We start from the raw sequence: 19,893 nt of genomic DNA, 5'->3' as shown, positions 1-19,893 counted from the left end.
TTGACATAATTAATGGGATTTAAAGAACAAATAGACTATAGCCGCCTACCAAAGCACATTGCCGTTATTATGGATGGTAATGGCCGTTGGGCAAAAGGCCAGGGCAAAATGCGAGTTTTTGGTCATGAACAAGGCGTACTTTCGGTAAAAGATATTGTAGAAGGCTGTGTAGAGGTTGGTATAGAATACCTTACACTTTACGCTTTCTCGACAGAAAACTGGAACCGTCCGAAAGCAGAAGTTGATGCTTTAATGCAAATACTGATTTCGACCATAAACAAGGAAACCGAAACACTTAACAAAAACAATGTTAAGCTTAATGCGATTGGCAACATCGAATCGTTACCACAAGAGTGTATAGATGATTTGAAAGAAGCTATGGATAAAACAGCACATAATGTGAAATGCACATTAACGCTGGCTTTAAGCTACAGTGCTAAATGGGAAATTGTAAATGCAGCAAAGAAAATTGCGGCTGAAGTAAAAGATAATACAATTGATATTAATGATATTGATGAAAATCTGTTTTCGTCTAAGTTAACAACTGTAAATATTCCAGATCCTGAGTTGATGATCCGCACGAGTGGAGAGCACCGTATAAGTAATTATTTGCTTTGGCAAATGGCTTATACAGAGTTTTATTTCACTGATGTTTTATGGCCCGATTTCAGAAGAGAAAATCTTTTTGAAGCCATTGTTGATTATCAAAAACGCGAACGACGTTTTGGTAAAATTAGCGAACAATTAAACTAATTTTTCTTTTAACACTTTTTAACAAGCGTTTAAATTAACTTAGCGCCACTTTTATACGATAAATGTAACCACTTAACAGGTATGGGAAATAAAGCAATTTTGCTTTGTAAAACATTGTTACCTTCGTGGCCATTACTGAACAAATTATTTTAATGAAAAGAATATTTCAAGTTTTAATCCTATTAGTTTTAGCCGCTCCGGCCTTTGCTCAAATACGTCCACAAGGTCAGGCTCCGGCAACCCCTTCATTGAAGGTTGGTGGCTTAGATCTCGATTATTTTAGTCCAAAGGAATTTATCATTGGTGGTACAAAAATTACTGGTACTGAATACCTGGATAAAGAGGTATTAATTACTTTATCCAAATTAGCAAAAGGTGATAAAGTTGTTTTACCAGGCGAAGCAACCGCTGATGCTATTAAGACACTTTGGGCACAAGGATTGTTTGATGATGTTAAATTAAATATCGAAAAATTTGTTCAGGATACCGTTTATTTTGAAATTGAAGTTGTTGAACGTCCTCGTTTAAGCTCAATTGATTTAAAAGGTGTTCGTAAATCGGAAAAAACAGCTATTCAAGAAAAGCTGAATGATAAAACAGGTAAAATCGTTAACGATAACTTATACAACACAACTTCTGCAATTGTAAAAAAATACCTTTTAGATAAAGGTTATTTCTTCACTAAAATAAATTACACAACGCGTAAAGATCCAAACTCTGAAAACAGTGTGGTTTTAGAGGCGAATATTGATAAAGGACATCGTGTTAAAGTTCAGCACATTGATTTTACTGGAAATAAGGATTTCAAAGCTGCTAAGTTAAGAAAGTACCTTAAAAATCCGAAGCAGTTTGCCTGGTGGCGTTTTTGGGGATCTGGTAAATTCAGTAAGGAAAAATACGAAGAGAATAAAATTAAAATGATTGCCAAACTGCATGAAAAGGGTTACCGCGATGCAGAACTTTTAAAGGATAGCATTTATCAATATAACCGTAAAAAGGTTAATATTAAAATGGATATCTATGAAGGTAAAAAATATTACTTCGGTAAAATTACCTGGGCTGGAAATGCAATTTACAGCACTGATATCTTAAATAAAGTTTTAAGTATCGAAAAAGGTGATGTTTTTAGTGAGGATAAATTAGATAAAAAAATAAATGGTGGTGGCGAAAATGGTGGCGATATTAACAGTTTATATACTGATAATGGTTATTTAACTTTCAATATTGATCCAGTTCAAACTAAAATTTATAATGATACTGTTGATGTAGAGATGCGCATTTATGAAGGTCCGCAGTACACCAACAACCGTATTACCTTAAAAGGAAATACCATTACTAATGATAAGGTAGTTTTACGTGAGATTCGTACCAAGCCAGGACAGAAATTTAACAAAAGTGATTTAATTCGTACCGTTCGTGAGATTGGTGCTTTAGGTAACTTTGACGAACAAAAAACAGTACCAACCCCTCGTCCGAACCCTGCAGATGGAACAGTAGATATTGAGTATGCTGTAGAAGAAAAACCTTCTGATCAGATTGAGTTATCGGGTGGTTTTGGTGGTGGCCGTATTATCGGTACATTAGGTTTAACCTTTAATAACTTCTCTTTAAGAAATTTATTTAACCTTAAAGCTTATAAACCACTTCCAAAAGGTGATGGACAAAAATTAAGTTTACGTGGTCAAACCAATGGTAAATATTACCAATCGTATAGTTTCTCTTTCTCTCAACCTTGGTTTGGTGGTGAGAAACCAGTAAGCTTTGGTGTAAGTGCATTTACTTCATTACAATCGAGTGGTATTGGCGATTCTAGTAATCCTAATTATTACAAAATCCGTTTAAATGGGGTAACAGTAAGTTTGGGTAGAAGATTAAACTGGCCAGATAACTATTTCCAGTTAAGTCACTCTTTAAGTTTCCAACAGTATATTCTTCAAAATTACCCAGGATTTAAATTCTCTACTGGTACTTCATATAACTTTAACTTATCACAAGAGATTAGCCGTGATTCAAGGGATTCGCCAATTTATCCAACATCAGGTTCATTCTTGCGTTTTACCATTCAGGCAACACCACCATATTCATTATTTAACAATGTGAATTATGCTACAGCTTCTGATAAAACGAGATATAGATTTACAGAGTACCACAAGTGGAAGTTCGATTCTCAATGGTACCAACGTGTTGGCGGGCAGTTTGTAATTAAAGCTCAGGCACAATTCGGTTTCTTAGGTTCGTACAACAGCGGTGTTGGCCAATCGCCATTCGAAAGATTTAAATTAGGTGGTGATGGTATGCAAGGATTTGATTTCTTACAAGGTTCTGAATTAATCGCGATGCGTGGTTACGCGAATAATACCGTTATTCCTGTAGGCGCAAATGCTAATCAGGCGCAAACATCAGGTAGCCCGATTTACACTAAATATGTTTTAGAGGCACGTTATCCAGTAATTAAAAGTCAGCAAGCTACCGCCTTTATTTTAGCATTTGCTGAAGGTGGTAACACCTGGGATAGATTTAACGACTTCAACCCTTTTAATATCAGAAGATCGGTTGGTGTTGGTGCACGTATCTTCTTACCAATATTTGGTTTACTGGGTATTGATTATGGTTATGGTTTCGATGCAATTCCTGGTTTACCAGATGCAAATAAAGGCCAGTTCCACTTTAGTATTGCACAACAATTAGGCGGATTTTAATTGTTTATGATTAAAAAAATAATTAATTATGCAATAAAACAAAGTAAGTTGAGTTTATAAAAAGCTTAGGTTATTAGAACTAATCATTAAATACACACACAAATGAAAAAGTACCTTTTTATCGCATTTTTACTTTGCACAACTTTTGGCGCTTTTGCCCAAAAGTTTGCTTATGTAGATACAGAGTATATTCTAAAGCACATGCCCGAATATAAATCTGCATTAAGCCAGTTAGAAGTAGCTTCTAAACAATGGCAACAACAGGTTGATCAAAACTTTGGTGAAATCGACAGGATGTATAAAGCTTATCAGGCTGACCAGGTTTTGTTAACTGATGATATGCGTAAACGTCGTGAAAATGAAATCATCGAGAAAGAAAAAGCTGCTAAAGAATTTCAACGTCAGAAATTTGGTCCAGACGGAGATCTTTTCCAAAGCAGAACTAAACTGATCAAACCTATCCAGGAAAAAGTAGCAGATGTGATTAAACAGATTGCAAAAGCGAAATACCTTGATTTCATTTTTGATAAAAGTAGTGAAGCTACCATGATGATTTATGCAAGCAGCAGTTACGATGTTAGTAATGATGTTATCGTAAAATTAGGTTACAAACCAGGGACTGTAAATAATTAGTATATTCGCCCCTTTGAATTAGGAAAAACAATTAAAAAAAATAAAAAGTAAAATAAAACATGAGAAAGTTAATTAACGTATTCTTTGTAGCAGCAGGTTTATTGTTTACAGCGAATATGGCAAATGCACAGCAAAAGATTGGTCACGTAAATTCTGAAGAGGTATTTGCAAACTTACCTGAATCTAAGACCGCACAAACTACTTTAGAAAATTTAAGTAAAACTAAACAAGCTGAAATAGATGTGATGATTAAAGAATATCAATCTAAATTAACAGCAGCACAAGCTAAAGAAAAAACGCGTAGCGAAGCAAATAAAGAAACTGTTGATAAAGAATTACAAACAGCAGCAACTGAATTACAAGATTTACAAAAACGTATTGGTGATGCACAGACTAAAGCTCAACAAGATTTAGGTACTAAACAAGGTGAGTTGTTTCAGCCAATTCAAGGTAAAGTAGCTACAGCTATTTCTGCAATTGCAAAAGAAAAAGGTTTAGCATACGTTTTTGATATTGCTAACGGACAAGGTGGTAACAACTTAGTTTTCTGGGAAGGTGGTGACGATATCACAGGTGCAGTAAAAACTAAATTAGGTATTACTGCTACTGCAGCAAAACCAGCAGCTCCTAAAAAATAATTTAAGCACTTAAAGCGAAAGCTTTTTTTAGCTCATTAAAATACTGCGGAATTAAGTTCAACTTAATTCCGCTTTTTTGTTTGAAAGATTTATCTTGGAAATAAATTGCTACATTGTTTAATTGCTAACAATTCAGCACGAAATAATTAGCAAAAGATTACGCTATGCAACAATCATCACCAATAGGTATTTTCGATTCAGGATATGGAGGATTGACGGTTTTTCGCTCTATTGCAGAGAAGTTACCTCAATACGATTATATTTATTTAGGTGATAATGCCCGTTCTCCCTACGGTGATCATTCTTTTGAAACCATTTATCAATATACTTTAGAATGTGTGGAGTGGCTTTTTGCAAGCGGTTGCGAGCTTGTTATATTGGCGTGTAACACGGCATCAGCTAAAGCCTTAAGAACCATTCAGCAAAAGGATTTGCCTTCAAAATATCCAAATCATCGGGTGCTTGGCGTAATCAGGCCGACAGCAGAAGTTATTGGTAATTACACAACGAGTAAGCAGGTGGGGGTTATGGGTACAAGAGGAACCGTTAACTCCAAATCTTATTTGTTAGAGATTAATAAATTTTTTCCCGAAATAGAGGTTCACCAGCAGGCATGCCCAATGTGGGTACCCTTAATCGAAAATAATGAACACCTTCAAACGGGTGCAGATTTTTTTGTTAAAGAATATTGCGATTCATTACTGGCACAGGCCAATGATATTGATTGTGTTTTATTAGCCTGTACACATTATCCTTTGTTATTACCAAAACTAAAAACTACTTTTCCTGATTATATAAGCATTTTAACACAGGGTGAAATTGTTGCTGGTAGTTTGGTTAATTATTTAGAAAGACACCCTGAGATTGAAGTAAAACTGGCAAGAACAGGTAGAAAATCTTTTTATACCAGTGGCGATACCAAAGCATTTGATGAACATGCTTCCATCTTTTTTGGTGAGGATTTGAAATCGGCCAAAATGTAATATTTGTATGCTTGCATAACATATGCCTTAAAATGCAATCATCATGCCTTAGGCATGCCCTATGTATGCAATAGGTATGCGGTTATCTGGGAAGTGTTAAACGTTCCAAACTTTTACTTAGTAAGCAATTTCCTCTTACTTAAAGCTTATGCCTTAAACCTGAAATTATTTCACACTTATCCATTTCTATTAAGATGCTGAAATAAATTCAGCCTGACGATAAATTCGGGTTTACTGTGGAAGAGTTTCTACTCTTATTAGAACGGTTGGAGAAGACAATGCTTCTAAAAATGAAACTAATGCATCTTTCTCGGCATTGCTTAATCTTAAGCCTTTTAAAAGCTTATCGTTTTTGGGTAACAGAGGATCATTCAGTTGCTCTGGTTTAACCCTTTGCACTGGCATACCCATATTGTACATATTCATCACGCCATCCATATCTGGAAACAACCCGTTATGAAACCATGGGGCTGTTTTCATTACATTTCTTAATCCTGGTGTTTTAAACTTACCCACATCTTCTGGTTTCTTAGTAACGTTGTAAAGGCCCAAATCTTCGTACTTACGACCATAGTAAGTTAACCCATCATTATGAAATTCGTTATCGGTAAAAAGCGGACCGCTGTGACAATTTATACAACGTGCTTTTGTTCTAAATAAATGCAAGCCTACAATTTGCTGATCGGTTAAGGCTTTTTTATCTTTTGCCAGAAAACGATCGAATGCAGTTCTTCTGCTTACTATGCTACGTTGAAAGGTTGCAAGACTTTCAAAAATCTTTTGATTTGTAATTTTTGCATCGCCAAAGGCATCGGTAAAATATGGCTTGTAGCCTTTAATTTTACTTAATTTTTTGGCTAGCGCTTTTGTATCCTGATGCATTTCGTTATGCGCACCTATCGGACTTTCGCCTTGTTCTTCTAAACTATTTGCTCTACCATCCCAAAACAGCTTTTTGTAGAACCAAACATTTTCTAAGGATGGCGCATTGCGGATATTTGCTAAGTGATCGTGACCGATAGAAACCTGGCGACCATCTGCCCAATGCAAATCTGGTGCATGGCAACTTGAGCAAGAAATTTGATTTGAGCCTGATAAACGGGGATCGAAAAATAAGATTTTTCCAAGTTCGATTACCTTTTTAACGGAATCATTTTTTACATCAACAGGGGTAGGAGGTAGCTCGCCCAACTCTTCAAAAACGGCACCTTGATCAACCGTTGGTTTGGGCCATTCGCTGGTTGGTTTCGAATAAACTTTACGCAAGCTATCTATGCTCAAGTCATCATCATTATTAAAATTTGAAGATTGAAATGAAAATAAAATTAATCCTGTGAGGATTAGAGCAAGCGCAATAAAAACTTTATTCATGGGTTAAAAATACAGATTTAGGCTGATATTGGAAGAAAAACGGTCTTTTCCAGACGTGTTAAATATGGTTCTTTGTAAATCTATATAATTACCAACCCGTTGCGTATAACTGCCTGATATTTTTACCGAAGTCTGTATTCCTTTATATGAAGGGAAAGCGTAATCGGCCGATAATCCTAAACTATAATTGTTAGAGGCGTTAAATTGATAATCGGGATACATGACATAGTTGTAGAAAATATTTTCATTTTCTAATGGAGCAATAATATGTGATGAAGCTTTTAAGCTATATCTAGCATTAAAATCAGCGCCAAAACTTCGGTTTTTACCCAACTGTTTATTTAATCCCCAACCTGCATTAAAATTAATTCTTCGGTAAGCAATGTCAACCAAATAATTTCCGTCTTTTTTAATGTCGTCGGTACTTTGAACGCCAAAAATTATGTTGTTGATTAGTCCATCTTTTCCTTTTGCTGTGTAATTTAATTTCAAACCATAGTTTTCAATATCATTAATGTAATTAATACCAGCAAGTGCATTGTCATAAGCCCAGCCTTCATCATAATTATAGTTAATGGCAACATTAAGTTCATTTTTGCCAATATTTTTGTACCAAATTAAATCTGCGGATGAGGTTTTAATACTGTAAGTCATAAACTTATTATATCCTACCGCATCTGATATGTTTCGTTTAAAAAGCTGTGATTCTTTGCCTTTTTTCAATGTTAAAGCGATACTGCTGTTAGAATTTAATGTGTAGTTGGCAAATATTTTAGCAAACTGGCGATCTTGATTATTATCGTAATTAAGCAAATTTGTTTGTTGAACCTGTTGCGCTCCGCTGTAACCTGTCATTAAATAATTGATATAAATTGGGGCTACCGTATTTTCTGTATATGTACTATTTTTGTATCCTATTTTTGTTTGTTCTCTGCCATATCCATATTGGTAGCCTACGCCAATTAAAATTGTTTTAGAAATATTATAACCAACTGCAGGGTTAAGATTTAACTGAAAATCTTTAATATCTCCTCGTGGATCGTTATTGCTAAAATGATTTCCAATCCGATAATCCAGCCCAAGTGAAACAGGAAGATTATTGCCAATCATTTTTCGGCTCACGGCTGCATTAATTTTATAAATTGAGCGCTCGTAATGATTGTTTTTTTGTGAGCCAAAATAATAAGGTACATAACCTGCTTGTCTTGTTTGGTGCGCCCAACGGGTACTATCTTCAGTTGTTCTTTGATAAGTGAATGCACCGTATAGATGAAATTTTTCTAAAGTAGTTTTAGCCTCACTAAATAATGATATGCCCTGTGTTTTAGATGCTCCCTGCACTGGAATATAATGACCTTTATCTAAATTGTATTTTACCGTAAGGTTATTGAATTTGTTTGGCATCATTGTTTCCATAAATAATGGATTATTTTTAGCAAATCGGTAGAGTTGTGTCAAAGCTGAATCTATTGAATAGCTCTTGCTTAATAAAGATTGATTTTGTGAACTATCATCTTTAGTTTGTGCATTAAGCCGAGAGATTGTTGACAATAACAATAATGATATGATGAGTTTTCTCATGTATTTATAATAGTGCGTGTTTGTTGGTTATTTTATTTAAAAGCCCGAGGTAAAGCAATATCTAAGAAGTCAAAATCTTCAGTCGAATTATTTGAATCTTTAAGTATAACTCTGCCATTTTCTACTTTTTCTGTTTTGCGAATCACCGATTGGGAAGTGTATGCTCCTTTAGGAACAAAAGCAAAACCAGCGTCTAAATCTGCCCCTAGTTTTTTCGGTAATCTTGCTGAAGCTACATTTGGCTGAATTTCCATAGCATCGATAATATACTTGGATGGAATTTGGTAATATTTGCGAGCAGTAGAAGAGGGTGTTGTTTTACTGGGCTCGTTGTACATTGGCCAGTTTTTAACAATTTGTGTTCCATCTACTTTGAAAATAGCAATACCAGTTCGACCTGTATTATCTAAAATCATATCCGTACCCGTGTAAGATAATATTTCAACATTTGGAACAAGAGGGTTATCAATATCAGAATCCAGAGGTTTTGTTAAAAAAGATCCGTAATAGGCTTCAAAATCGGCTTTGCTTAAATCAACTGTAAGTTCAGGACTACGGACCGAAATGGTTACACCATCTGTTCCAACAAATGGAGATTTATGGTTTAAAGCCGTTTGAGCTAACACTATACTTTCACCTGGGTTTACGGGATGGGTTTTTCCATTGCCTGGAATCATACAAAGTGTTTTTGCATAAATAAAATCGGTATTTGGATCACCATTGGTGCTAATCATGTTTAAAGATTTAGACCAATCGTATTGACCATTTGCTTGTAAATTATAGGTAGTGTTTGTTGAACTTTGTCTGCCCCAAATTTCGGTGATGTATAGGCTGTCGGCATACATAATTTCGTTTGTGTTGTTGTAAATTTCAATAAACTGATCTCTGTATAGCGCACCTAGCGTTCTGTCTGAACCAGCATAATACACTTGTTTTACTAACCAAGTACCAATAACACCTGCTTTTAGGTTCAATGTTAGTTCAGCAGAATTATCTTTATTAACCAATTTATTTTTTTCGGCAGCATTAAATGTAACGGGCTTTGTGGTAATGATTCCTGTGATTGAAGTGTAATCGGCAGCTGAAACTGTATAACTTACATCAACATCATATCTTCCTGCGGGTAAATTATTAAATTTCCCTAAACCTTTATCGTTGGTAGCTATAGATAGAAATCTGCCAGATGTTAAGCTTTTTATTCTAACAGTGATATTTGATATAGGAAAGGTATAACCACTGTTTGCAAGATCGAAAGTTACTTTTACATTCAAATCTGTTGGTAATACATCGGGTTGATTGTTTTTTTTACAACCAAACATTAATCCTATAATTACTAGTAATGCAATTTTTTTCATCGTTGTTAAAGTTTTAAAGATAATTCGATACCAAATGTTGGCGCACCATTTGGAGCATTTACCGTGTTGCTGTTGGGCTTTTGATATCGTGGCTGATAATTCAAAAAATTATAGGCGTTGAAAGCAAACTTGAATCGTTTTTTTATTTCCTTTGCTAAGCTAAGGTGATAATTGGAATAAATTCTATACTGATTATCGGTTGTTAATTCATTTAGTGGAATGAATAAATGACCATATACCTTACTGTTAGGATCTGGATTTGTTATTTCAACATATTGTATATCCCTGGTATAGTAGGCAAAAGGAACACCATCATTTTGATTATAAATCGTTTTGTTTAAGAAGCTAAATTCGGCCGTAAGTTGTACAATTAAACTTATTGCAGGAATGTGGGTTGATGAGGTAACTCTTCCTGAGCTAAAATAAGTTGTCTTTTTACGTGGCGCATAAAGACCAGTTATTGGGTAATCTGGGGAAGTTGTATCTTCAGCAGTTGGTCCTGCCGCTCTTGGTCCGGTTTCCTGATAACTCGATCTGAATAAACCACCACTAACACTAAAAGATGTAGAAATTGCCTCATATTTGGGCGTATTAAGAATCACATCAAAACCCTGGTTGTTTGACCTTAAATCGTTGTTGAACTCATTATGTGTAAGTAAAAATCTTTTTGTTCCATTTTGTGTAATTAATGGTTGGCTTCCTGGAACTAAAGTAGAGGAATATTGAGGGAGTGTAACTATCTCTCTTTCAATCACGGTATTATAGCCCTGTGTATTTAGTTTATGAAACACAGAGAATGATAATTGATAATCTGTTATTTTATATAGACCTGAAAGTTCAAAAGTTTGCCCTTTTGATGATTTTAATTTGCTGCCATCTGGATCATATCTGCGGACGTAGAAAATACTCGCACTTTCATTAGCATTTCCGTTATAAGCATTAATAAGTGGAACATCAACAAATGTTGGACCAGGGTATCTTTGTCCTAAACCTGGCGATTTTACAGATAAACCATAGGCAAATCCAAACCTAAAATCATCCGTTAACTGATAGTTGATATTGGTACGTGGAGATAGAGTTACAAACCCATTCTGGCCATCTAATCTTAATCCACCTCTGAAGTTTAAATCCCGACCACCTACTTTTAAGCTAAATACATCTTCGGCATATAAGCCAAAATCTTTCTGTGCGTAGGCCAGGGCAAAATCATAATAACGCTCTGATGGACCGCTGGATAAACTGTTTCCTGTAGTATTGAAGCCTATTCTGGACCTCGCTGGATCAGAAAGTCTTCCTAACCCCTTATTTGCTGCGTAAGAAAAGCTTGCGCCAAAATTAAGGTAATGATTTAGATTACCTGTTTTGTACTCAGCACTAAAATCGAGTAGTGCTGAAGCCGTAATTGGTCTGCCGTCTACATCGCTTACTGCGGTGTAAATACCCTTATCGTAAATTCCGCTAACCAAGCCCGTTTCTGTTGCATTACTATATAAAATGTAAGGACTATTAACAAATTGTTCCGTATAGCTTCGCTGATGAGATTCGCCATATCTTAAGTTTAAACCAATATTTTTTAAGAAAGAACCACTTAGTCTATAATTCGAACGATTACTAACGCTCATATTCCAACTGTTAAAGCTTACTATTCTACTGGTAGGATCGTCATCATCCTTTTTAATGCCATCTAAATTTCTACCATAATCAAAGCTCAATGTATTTTTCAATCTATTATCACGACCAAAACTATTAGTCCACATTGCACTAGTATTGATTCGTTTATAAGCTTTAATTTTATCCCTATTGTCGGCATAAGAATCTACATAATTAAGGCCTACGTTAAAACTTCCTAATTTTGGACTTAATGCAAAGCCCTTAGAGAAACTATATGATGTCGCATTATCTCTTATTTGCATACGAACATACGCAGGAGATTTACCTGCTTGCCTTTCGATAATAACCGCTCCATCAGAAAGGTCTCCATATTTAACAGAAGCTACACCTGCAATAACTTCAATACTTTCAATGTTATCAACTGGTATCTGCCTTAAATCGGTACCTCCATAAGCAAAATCTCCGCTATAAGAGCTGGTAGATGAGGTTCCTGTTAAACCATAGCTGTTGCTGCTAATACTTGTAGCGCCTAAACCTCTTAAACCAGGATTGTAGCCTTGCATATTCGCATTGTTGCTAATGTTATTTCCATCAACAATAATGGCCACACCAAATGAATTATTTAGTGTAAACGCATCTCTACCAGACGTGGTAGGCTCAAATGCAGAACGAAGTGTTAAATTTTGAATGTTCTGTAATGATGGAGGTGTAATTTTCCTGTTTGGAATCTGATTTAATAAATCATTCACACTCAATGCTGGTATTTGCTCAATTAGATCCCGATTGATTACCAAAGAAGAGTTGCTTTGTCCAGTATAATTTCTCTTGGCATTGATATCAATGTTCTCTAAACTCAAATCCAATACTTTTAAGCCGATGTTTCCAAGATTGGTTTCTCCAGCTTTTATTGTGGCAGGAACTCTCAATTTCTGGTAACCGATATAGGAGAATTCCAGCGTCAAAATACTATTGATTTCTGAACCATTTATCCTGAAAACACCTGATTTATCGGTTATTGCATACTGATTGGTTTCTATAACCTTAATATTTACAAGCTCTAATGGCTTATTTTGAGGGTCGACCAGTTTTCCAGTGACCACGTTCCGAATTTGCGCCATCCCGGCGAAACAAATCAAAACTAATAATAATGAAATGTATAGTTTCTTCAATTTAGACTGATTCTAATTTAGCGCAAAGGTGTATAAATTACACTTACCTTCCAAATTATTTAGAAAGATTCTAGATAATACTATAGGTTCAAGTTTACAATAGCTTCATTTTGAGTTTATTTCAAATTAACCTACTTGTGACAAAAGAAAACATTTTTGTTTAGGTAGCTATGGTTTAAAAGGATAACTTTGCGGCTTCAAACCCACACAATGAGTGATCAGATAAAACACGAATGCGGAATCGCTTTTATTCGCCTGTTAAAACCACTTTCTTACTACCAGCAGAAATACGGTACAGCACTTTACGGCCTTAATAAATTATATCTTTTAATGGAAAAACAGCATAACCGAGGCCAGGATGGCGCAGGTATTGCAACCATTAAGTTAGATATGAAACCTGGCAGTAGGTATATAAGCCGATACCGGAGCATGGCTTCGAATGCGGTAGCAGATATCTTCGAATATGTTCAAGGCAAATTCGTTGATATTCAAGAAAACACACCTGAATTAATGCAGGATACAGAATGGCTCAAAAACAACGTTAGCTTTATCGGCGAGGTGTTAATGGGCCATTTGCGTTATGGTACACATGGTAAAAACAGTATCGAAAACTGCCATCCTTTTTTAAGGCAAAACAACTGGATGACCCGTAATCTGGTTATTGCAGGTAACTTTAACATGACTAACGTTGATGAGTTATTAGAGCAATTGTATGAGTTGGGACAGCATCCGAAAGAAAAAGCTGATACCGTAACGGTATTAGAAAAAATTGGTCACTTTTTAGATGATGAAAATCAAGACCTTTTTGATCAGTATAAAAAAGAAGGACACGATAACGTAGCCATCACGCATAAGATTTCTGATAATTTAGATATTGCAAACATTCTTCGTCGCTCGGCTAAAACATGGGATGGTGGATATTCGATTTGTGGTATGGTTGGTAATGGTGATTCTTTCATCATGCGTGATCCTGCAGGCATTCGCCCAGCTTATTATTACTACGACGATGAAATTGTTGTGGCGGCATCAGAAAGACCTGCATTACAAACTGCATTTAATATTCAGTTTAAAGATGTAAAGGAAATTGATCCTGGTCATGCCTTAATCATCAAGAAAAATGGTGAGGTGAGCATGGAGCAGTTTCGTGAGCCTACCGAGCGATTATCTTGTTCATTTGAACGTATTTATTTCTCTAAAGGAAGCGATGTAGAAATCTACCGCGAGCGCAAGCAATTAGGTCGTTTATTGTGCAACCAGGTGCTTAATGCTGTTGGTCATGATTTAAAGAATACCGTATTTTCGTTTATACCCAACACGGCAGAGGTGGCCTTTTTTGGTATGGTAGATGGGGTTCAGCAATATGTTCGTAACCATCAAAAAGATACACTTTTACATAGAAAAGAACAATTAAGCGATACCGAGCTTGATGAATTACTTTCTATGGCGCCAAGAGTAGAGAAACTAGCTGTTAAAGATGTTAAACTTCGTACTTTCATTACCCAGGATGCAGATCGTGGAGAAATGGTTGCACATGTTTATGATACGACATACGGAATTATCAATAACCACCAGGATACTTTGGTTGCACTTGATGATTCGATTGTTCGTGGAACTACATTAAAACAAAGTATTATTAAGATAGTAGATCGCCTTCATCCCAAGAAAATTATTATCGTTTCTTCGGCACCTCAAATTCGTTACCCTGATTGTTACGGTATTGATATGAGTAGAATGGGGCAGTTTGTAGCTTTCGACGCCGCAATTCAGTTGCTAACTGAAAGGGGTATGTGGCAGGTTATTGAAGATGTTTATGCAAAATGTAAAGCTTCGTTATTCCTTCCAAAGGAAGAAATTGTTAACCATGTAAAAGAAATCTACAAACCTTTTACACCTGAAGAAATTTCGGCTAAGATTGCGCAGATTATTACACCTAAAGGTACTGTAGCAGAAGTTGAGGTGATTTACCAAAGTTTAGAGAATTTACATATTGCTTGTCCGAAAAACAAGGGCGACTGGTATTTCTCTGGTAACTATCCAACGCCTGGTGGTAACAAGGTTGTAAACAAAGCTTTTGTTAACTGGAAAGAAGGAAATAATCAAAGAGCTTATTAAAAAGCTTTAATTCTAAATAAAATACAAATAGCTCATATTTTTATATGAGCTATTTTTTTGTGCTTATTTTTTAAATATTACTAATGAAGAGATCGCTTGCCGATACCGGTTGACGATATTGCATTAGGAAAACTAGTTGCAGAACTTCTTTGTGTTAGCGGTGATCATTTCATAGATTTCATTCGCCAGATCGCTTTCAATTACTTTAGTAATAATCGCATAAACTGGATTGACCATGACTGATACTAGATTTTGATTTTCTGATTCTATTTGCAAAGATTTCTTGTCGGAACTAACATCCGTACTTACATGAAATAAATTGCTTGAAAGATTGGCCATCTCTTCAATATAGTTTTCATTTGAGTTATTGAAGGGGATATAGATAAATTCGCTTTTCATAGGAGAATGATTAATTTATCAAAAATACAGAAAAACCGTATGATTAATAATAGTAAATAACACCTTCTTGCTCTAAAAGTTTTGAAAATTTCGAGTTAATTCTACCAAATATAATATCAACCTTATTTTTCTTAAGCGTAAAACTGAATGTACGTTTTGTACAATAACCATATCGCGAAGAAAACGATAATAACGCCAGCTATTTTATTCAGTTTTTTTAATGAATCTTCTTTGATTTTGTAACGGAGTTTACTCGAGTAAAAGCTTTTGGCGCCATCTATAGAGAGCTGGGTAGCCATTGCAATGAAAAAACAAACCAACTTTTCGTTTAACATATTGTTAAGCTTAACCGAAATTATGCCGCTTACAATAATCCAGAACATAAGGGTTGATGGTGTAAGAATGCACATTAAAAAGCCTTTTAAAACGTAACCTCGCTTACTTACTTTTTTTAGTGTAGAACTATCGTAATTAACCGTGATTTTAGAAACGAGGTAATACACGCCAACGGCGAGTAGAAATACACCGCCGATAAGACCAACGTATTTATCAAAACTTGCTTTATAATCAAAAAACTGACTACCGAATAGTACTAAAGCAATTAAAACAATATCACTAATAATTACACCTACGGCTAAAGAAAAGCCTGCTTTGAAGCCTCTCTCGATGCTGGTTTTTATCATTGCAAAAAAAACCGGCCCTGTTAAAAACGATGAAATAATCCCTGCCCCTATACCCAACAATATGGCTTCAAACATGCATTGTGTGTTTTATGAATATGCGAATATGCAATTTAAAGCTAAACATATCAACTTTATTTTTGTTGGGTGCTTTGCATAAAATAACCGTTTTTTAATTTTTTTTTAATTATGTTTAGCCCCACTAAAACTAAATTTAAAAAATGAGCAAAGAACAAGTACAAACGAAGTGGGGGCAGTTTATACCCTTAGTTACCGTTTTCTTTTTTTGGGGCTTTGTGGCCGCCAGTAATGATATTTTAATTCCAGTATTTAAAAAAGCTTTTGATTTATCACAAGCAGAAAGTCAATTGGTTTCATTGGCATTTTACATTGCATATACCGTTGGAGCTTTAATTTACAATGGAATTTCTGTTTTAATGAAACAAGATATTGTTAATAAGTTAGGCTATAAAAATTCATTAGCACTTGGCTTGGTAATTTCTGCCCTTGGAACTTTACTTTTTTATCCAGCGGCAAATCTTCATTCTTTTCCTTTAATGCTTTCTGGTTTATTTATTGTTGCATTAGGTTTTTCCCTACAACAAACTGTTGCAAATCCACTAGCGATTGCTTTAGGTCCAATAAGAACAGGTTCTCAGCGTTTAACATTAGCTGGCGGTATTAATAACTTCGGAACAACAATTGGTCCATTAGTAGTAAGTTTTGCCATATTTGGTTCTGCGGCAAATGCAACTACAGATATAAGCGTTGAAAGTGTTAAAATTCCTTACCTAATTTTAGGTGTAGCATTCATAGCAGTTGCCGTATTCTTAAAAATGTCTTCTTTGCCTGATCGACCTACTTTAGTAGAGGCTTCGGGAGAAGATGATAAATCGGTTAAAGGCTCTGCTTTAAAATACCCACAACTGGTATTAGGTATGATTGCTATTTTTGTTTATGTAGGTGTAGAGGTTTCTACGGCAAGTAATTTGCCTGCTTACATGGAAAAAGACCTTGGATTTGAAATTAAAGACATTGCACCATATATTTCGCTTTATTGGGCAAGTATGATGATTGGTAGATGGACTGGTGCTGTTGAAGCTTTTACCGATAACGTAAGTACTCAAAAAGTATTAAGATTTATTGCTCCATATTTAGCATTTGGGATCTTCTTAGCTGTAAATGCAATTGCTAAACACGATTTGGCTCCATTCTATGTTTATGGCTTGATTATTTTAGTTTTAATTGCTGCAGATATGGCAAGTAAAGGTAACCCTGCACGAATGTTATTAATTTTCTCAGCAATAGGAATTGCAGCTTTATTAATTGGTATGCTTACAAAAGGAATGGTTAGTGTTTACGCCATTACAAGTGTTGGTTTGTTCTGCAGTACCTTATGGCCTTGTATTTTTACTTTAGCAGTAAGTGGTTTAGGTAAGCATACTAGTCAGGGCAGTAGTTTCTTAATCATGATGATTATGGGTGGAGGTATCATCAGCTGGCTTCAAGGTGTCGTATCAGAATTTACGGGTATTCAATATAGCTATATAGTAGGTATTATTTGCTTCGCTTATTTAGCATTTTACGCTTGGAAAGTTAGCGGAATATTAAGATCTCAAGGAATAAGTTTTGACCAAAAAATTTCTGGCGGTCATTAAAATATAATAAACTATTTTTGCAGCCACAGAAGCGTAAGCTTTTGTGGCTTTTTTAATTCAATACATGACCAATAAACCAAGTTTCGATTCTATTTTTATGAATCTAGCCACTGAGCTGGCTGAACGTTCTCATTGCGTTCGTGCGCACGTGGGAGCCGTTTTAACTAAAGATACCCGCATAATTTCTATCGGTTATAATGGTCCGCCAGCTGGAACACATAATTGTGATGAAGAATGGCCAGAGCATGGTTGTGCGAGAGATAGTAAGGGAAGTTGTTCATTAGCTTTACATGCAGAAGAAAACGCCATCCTATATGCATCAAAAAATGGAGCCAAAATAGAGGGTTGTACGTTATATACTACTTTATCTCCTTGTATTGCTTGTGCCAGATTAATTTTATCATCAGGCATTAAAGTGGTCTATTATTCTAAATCTTATGCGGCCTACAAAGGCTTGCCAAGCGATGAAGGAGTAGATTTTTTAAGAAAGTTTGGGGTTGAAGTGAAGTTGATTGAGGATTAGGTTAGCTGATCAATTGTTCAATCGTTAAAAGGTCAAATTATTAGGATGAAGATTAACCATCGATAGCGTGCTAATAATAACAGGTAACTTACTTTAAATTTGGGAATAAATAACATTAAAACAATTTAACAATTCCCTTTCTTTCTCTATCTTTGCGGATGCAAGAAAAAATCATTATCGTCGATTTTGGTTCGCAATTTACACAACTCATTGCCCGTAGAGTTCGCGAACTGAATATTTACTGTGAAATATATCCATTCAACAATCTTCCTGAAATTAATACCGCTGACGTAAAAGGCGTTATCTTTTCAGGCAGTCCTTATTCTGTTCGTCAGGATGATGCGCCTCAGGTAGATCTGAGCAATTTCCATTTAAAATTTCCTTTATTGGCGGTTTGTTACGGTGCGCAATATATTGCTCAACAATCTGGTGGAAATGTTCAGGCTTCTTCAACCCGTGAATACGGACGTGCTAACTTAAACTTTGTAAACCAAGAGAACAAGTTATTCAAAGGCATTAACATCGATTCTCAAGTTTGGATGAGCCATGGCGATACCATTACTGAAATGCCAGCTAATGCTGAATTAATTGCGAGCACAGAAAGTGTTAAAGTTGCAGCTTATCATATTAAAGATTCTGATACTTATGCGATTCAGTTTCACCCAGAGGTTACACATAGCACCGACGGTAAAATTCTTTTAGAAAATTTCCTTGTTGATATTTGCGGATGTAGTCAGGACTGGACTTCGGCAGCATTTATAGATACTACAATTGCCGAATTAAAGGAAACTTTAGGTAATGATAAAGTTGTTTTAGGTTTATCAGGCGGTGTAGATAGCAGTGTTGCTGCGGTTTTATTACATAAAGCTATCGGAGCAAATTTACACTGTATTTTTGTTGATAATGGCCTTTTACGTAAAGACGAATACAGTCAGGTGCTGGAGCAATACAAGCACATGGGTTTAAATATTAAAGGAATTGATGCTAAGGATCGTTTCTTAAGTCAGCTTGCTGGCTTAACTGACCCTGAGTTCAAACGCAAGGCTATTGGTCGCGTTTTTATTGAAGTTTTTGATGATGCAGCACACGAGGTTACTGGTGTAAACTGGTTAGGTCAGGGAACAATTTATCCTGATGTGATTGAATCCATATCCGTTAATGGTCCTTCGGCTACTATTAAATCGCATCACAACGTGGGCGGTTTGCCCGATTTCATGAAATTGAAAGTAATTGAGCCTTTAAAAACATTATTTAAAGATGAGGTTCGCCGAGTAGGTAAAGCATTAGGAATTGATGATGTGATTTTAGGCCGTCATCCTTTCCCAGGACCAGGCTTGGGTATTCGTATTTTAGGAGAAGTTACCGCAGAAAAGGTAGCAATATTACAAGATGCTGATGCAATTTACATGCATGAGTTAAAAGCCGCTGGATTATACGATAAAATCTGGCAAGCGGGCTCAATTTTCTTACCCGTACAGTCGGTTGGGGTAATGGGCGACGAGCGTACTTATGAGAACGTAATTGCGCTTCGTGCTGTAGAATCAGTAGATGGTATGACTGCAGATTGGTGTCACTTGCCTTATCCTGTTTTAGCAAAAATTTCTAACGAAATCATCAATAAAGTTAAAGGTATTAACAGAGTTGTTTACGATATCAGCTCTAAACCACCTGCAACTATAGAGTGGGAATAATTCATTCGAGCTTTAAGCCTGGGTTTTCGATCTGGGC

At 35.6% G+C, this 19,893-nt stretch carries 15 protein-coding genes; 9 read left to right on the top strand and 6 right to left on the bottom strand.

What is annotated here, in order from left to right; all coding sequences use genetic code 11:
• Positions 1 to 12: 12 nt before the first annotated feature.
• From uppS to murI, 5 genes are all read left to right on the top strand, one after another.
• Positions 13 to 753, top strand: a complete 741-nt coding sequence (gene uppS / locus ABD692_RS11690) for an undecaprenyl pyrophosphate synthase (RefSeq protein WP_344767168.1) — start codon at positions 13 to 15, stop codon at positions 751 to 753.
• A gap of 152 nt (positions 754 to 905) precedes the next feature.
• Positions 906 to 3,452: an outer membrane protein assembly factor BamA gene (bamA, locus tag ABD692_RS11685; RefSeq protein WP_316764864.1), complete on the top strand. Its 2,547-nt coding sequence runs from the start codon at positions 906 to 908 to the stop codon at positions 3,450 to 3,452.
• Between the two features lie 102 nt (positions 3,453 to 3,554).
• Positions 3,555 to 4,085: an OmpH/Skp family outer membrane protein gene (locus tag ABD692_RS11680; RefSeq protein ID WP_316764867.1), complete on the top strand. Its 531-nt coding sequence runs from the start codon at positions 3,555 to 3,557 to the stop codon at positions 4,083 to 4,085.
• A gap of 59 nt (positions 4,086 to 4,144) precedes the next feature.
• A complete protein-coding gene (locus tag ABD692_RS11675; RefSeq protein ID WP_316764870.1) occupies positions 4,145 to 4,723 on the top strand; it encodes an OmpH/Skp family outer membrane protein in 579 nt (192 codons plus the stop codon).
• A gap of 164 nt (positions 4,724 to 4,887) precedes the next feature.
• Positions 4,888 to 5,706, top strand: a complete 819-nt coding sequence (gene murI, locus ABD692_RS11670) for a glutamate racemase (RefSeq protein WP_316764872.1) — start codon at positions 4,888 to 4,890, stop codon at positions 5,704 to 5,706.
• Between the two features lie 231 nt (positions 5,707 to 5,937).
• Here the strand turns inward: murI and ABD692_RS11665 are convergent, their stop codons facing one another.
• From ABD692_RS11665 to ABD692_RS11650, 4 genes are read right to left on the bottom strand one after another with little or no spacing between them, the layout of a single operon-like run.
• Positions 5,938 to 7,077 (bottom strand): cytochrome-c peroxidase, encoded by a 1,140-nt coding sequence (locus ABD692_RS11665; RefSeq protein WP_344767166.1) that lies wholly within the window; start codon positions 7,075 to 7,077, stop codon positions 5,938 to 5,940.
• Positions 7,078 to 7,080: 3 nt separating this feature from the next.
• Positions 7,081 to 8,658, bottom strand: a complete 1,578-nt coding sequence (locus ABD692_RS11660; protein ID WP_344767164.1) for a DUF6850 family outer membrane beta-barrel protein — start codon at positions 8,656 to 8,658, stop codon at positions 7,081 to 7,083.
• Between the two features lie 32 nt (positions 8,659 to 8,690).
• On the bottom strand, positions 8,691 to 10,013 hold the full coding sequence (locus ABD692_RS11655) for a DUF4876 domain-containing protein (RefSeq protein WP_344767162.1): 1,323 nt from the start codon (positions 10,011 to 10,013) through the stop codon (positions 8,691 to 8,693).
• Between the two features lie 5 nt (positions 10,014 to 10,018).
• Entirely contained in the window at positions 10,019 to 12,793 is a 2,775-nt protein-coding gene (locus ABD692_RS11650) for a TonB-dependent receptor (RefSeq protein WP_344767160.1), read from the bottom strand.
• 210 nt (positions 12,794 to 13,003) lie between these two features.
• Here ABD692_RS11650 and ABD692_RS11645 point away from each other — a divergent pair, with 210 nt between their 5' ends.
• Entirely contained in the window at positions 13,004 to 14,905 is a 1,902-nt protein-coding gene (locus ABD692_RS11645; protein WP_316764885.1) for an amidophosphoribosyltransferase, read from the top strand.
• Between the two features lie 132 nt (positions 14,906 to 15,037).
• Here ABD692_RS11645 and ABD692_RS11640 read toward each other — a convergent pair whose 3' ends face one another.
• Both ABD692_RS11640 and ABD692_RS11635 read right to left on the bottom strand, forming a co-directional pair.
• Complete coding sequence (locus ABD692_RS11640) at positions 15,038 to 15,304, bottom strand: hypothetical protein (RefSeq protein ID WP_344767158.1); 267 nt, start codon at positions 15,302 to 15,304, stop codon at positions 15,038 to 15,040.
• Between the two features lie 131 nt (positions 15,305 to 15,435).
• Positions 15,436 to 16,062 carry a LysE family translocator gene (locus ABD692_RS11635; RefSeq protein WP_316764889.1) on the bottom strand — a complete coding sequence of 209 codons (627 nt, stop codon included), beginning with the start codon at positions 16,060 to 16,062 and terminating at the stop codon, positions 15,436 to 15,438.
• A 143-nt stretch (positions 16,063 to 16,205) separates the two neighbouring features.
• On the opposite strand from ABD692_RS11635, the gene ABD692_RS11630 reads away from it, so the two are divergent.
• From ABD692_RS11630 to guaA, 3 genes are all read left to right on the top strand, one after another.
• Positions 16,206 to 17,642 carry an MFS transporter gene (locus ABD692_RS11630; RefSeq protein ID WP_316764891.1) on the top strand — a complete coding sequence of 479 codons (1,437 nt, stop codon included), beginning with the start codon at positions 16,206 to 16,208 and terminating at the stop codon, positions 17,640 to 17,642.
• Positions 17,643 to 17,706: 64 nt separating this feature from the next.
• Positions 17,707 to 18,165 (top strand): deoxycytidylate deaminase, encoded by a 459-nt coding sequence (locus tag ABD692_RS11625; protein ID WP_344767153.1) that lies wholly within the window; start codon positions 17,707 to 17,709, stop codon positions 18,163 to 18,165.
• Positions 18,166 to 18,323: 158 nt separating this feature from the next.
• Entirely contained in the window at positions 18,324 to 19,856 is a 1,533-nt protein-coding gene (gene guaA / locus ABD692_RS11620; RefSeq protein WP_344767151.1) for a glutamine-hydrolyzing GMP synthase, read from the top strand.
• Positions 19,857 to 19,893: the final 37 nt, after the last annotated feature.

It is taken from the genome of Pedobacter ginsengiterrae (assembly GCF_039537385.1).
In the GTDB taxonomy this organism is placed as follows: domain Bacteria; phylum Bacteroidota; class Bacteroidia; order Sphingobacteriales; family Sphingobacteriaceae; genus Pedobacter; species Pedobacter ginsengiterrae.
The sequence above is the reverse complement of the archived record's forward strand: the minus strand, read 5'-3'. Positions and strand labels throughout refer to the sequence as shown.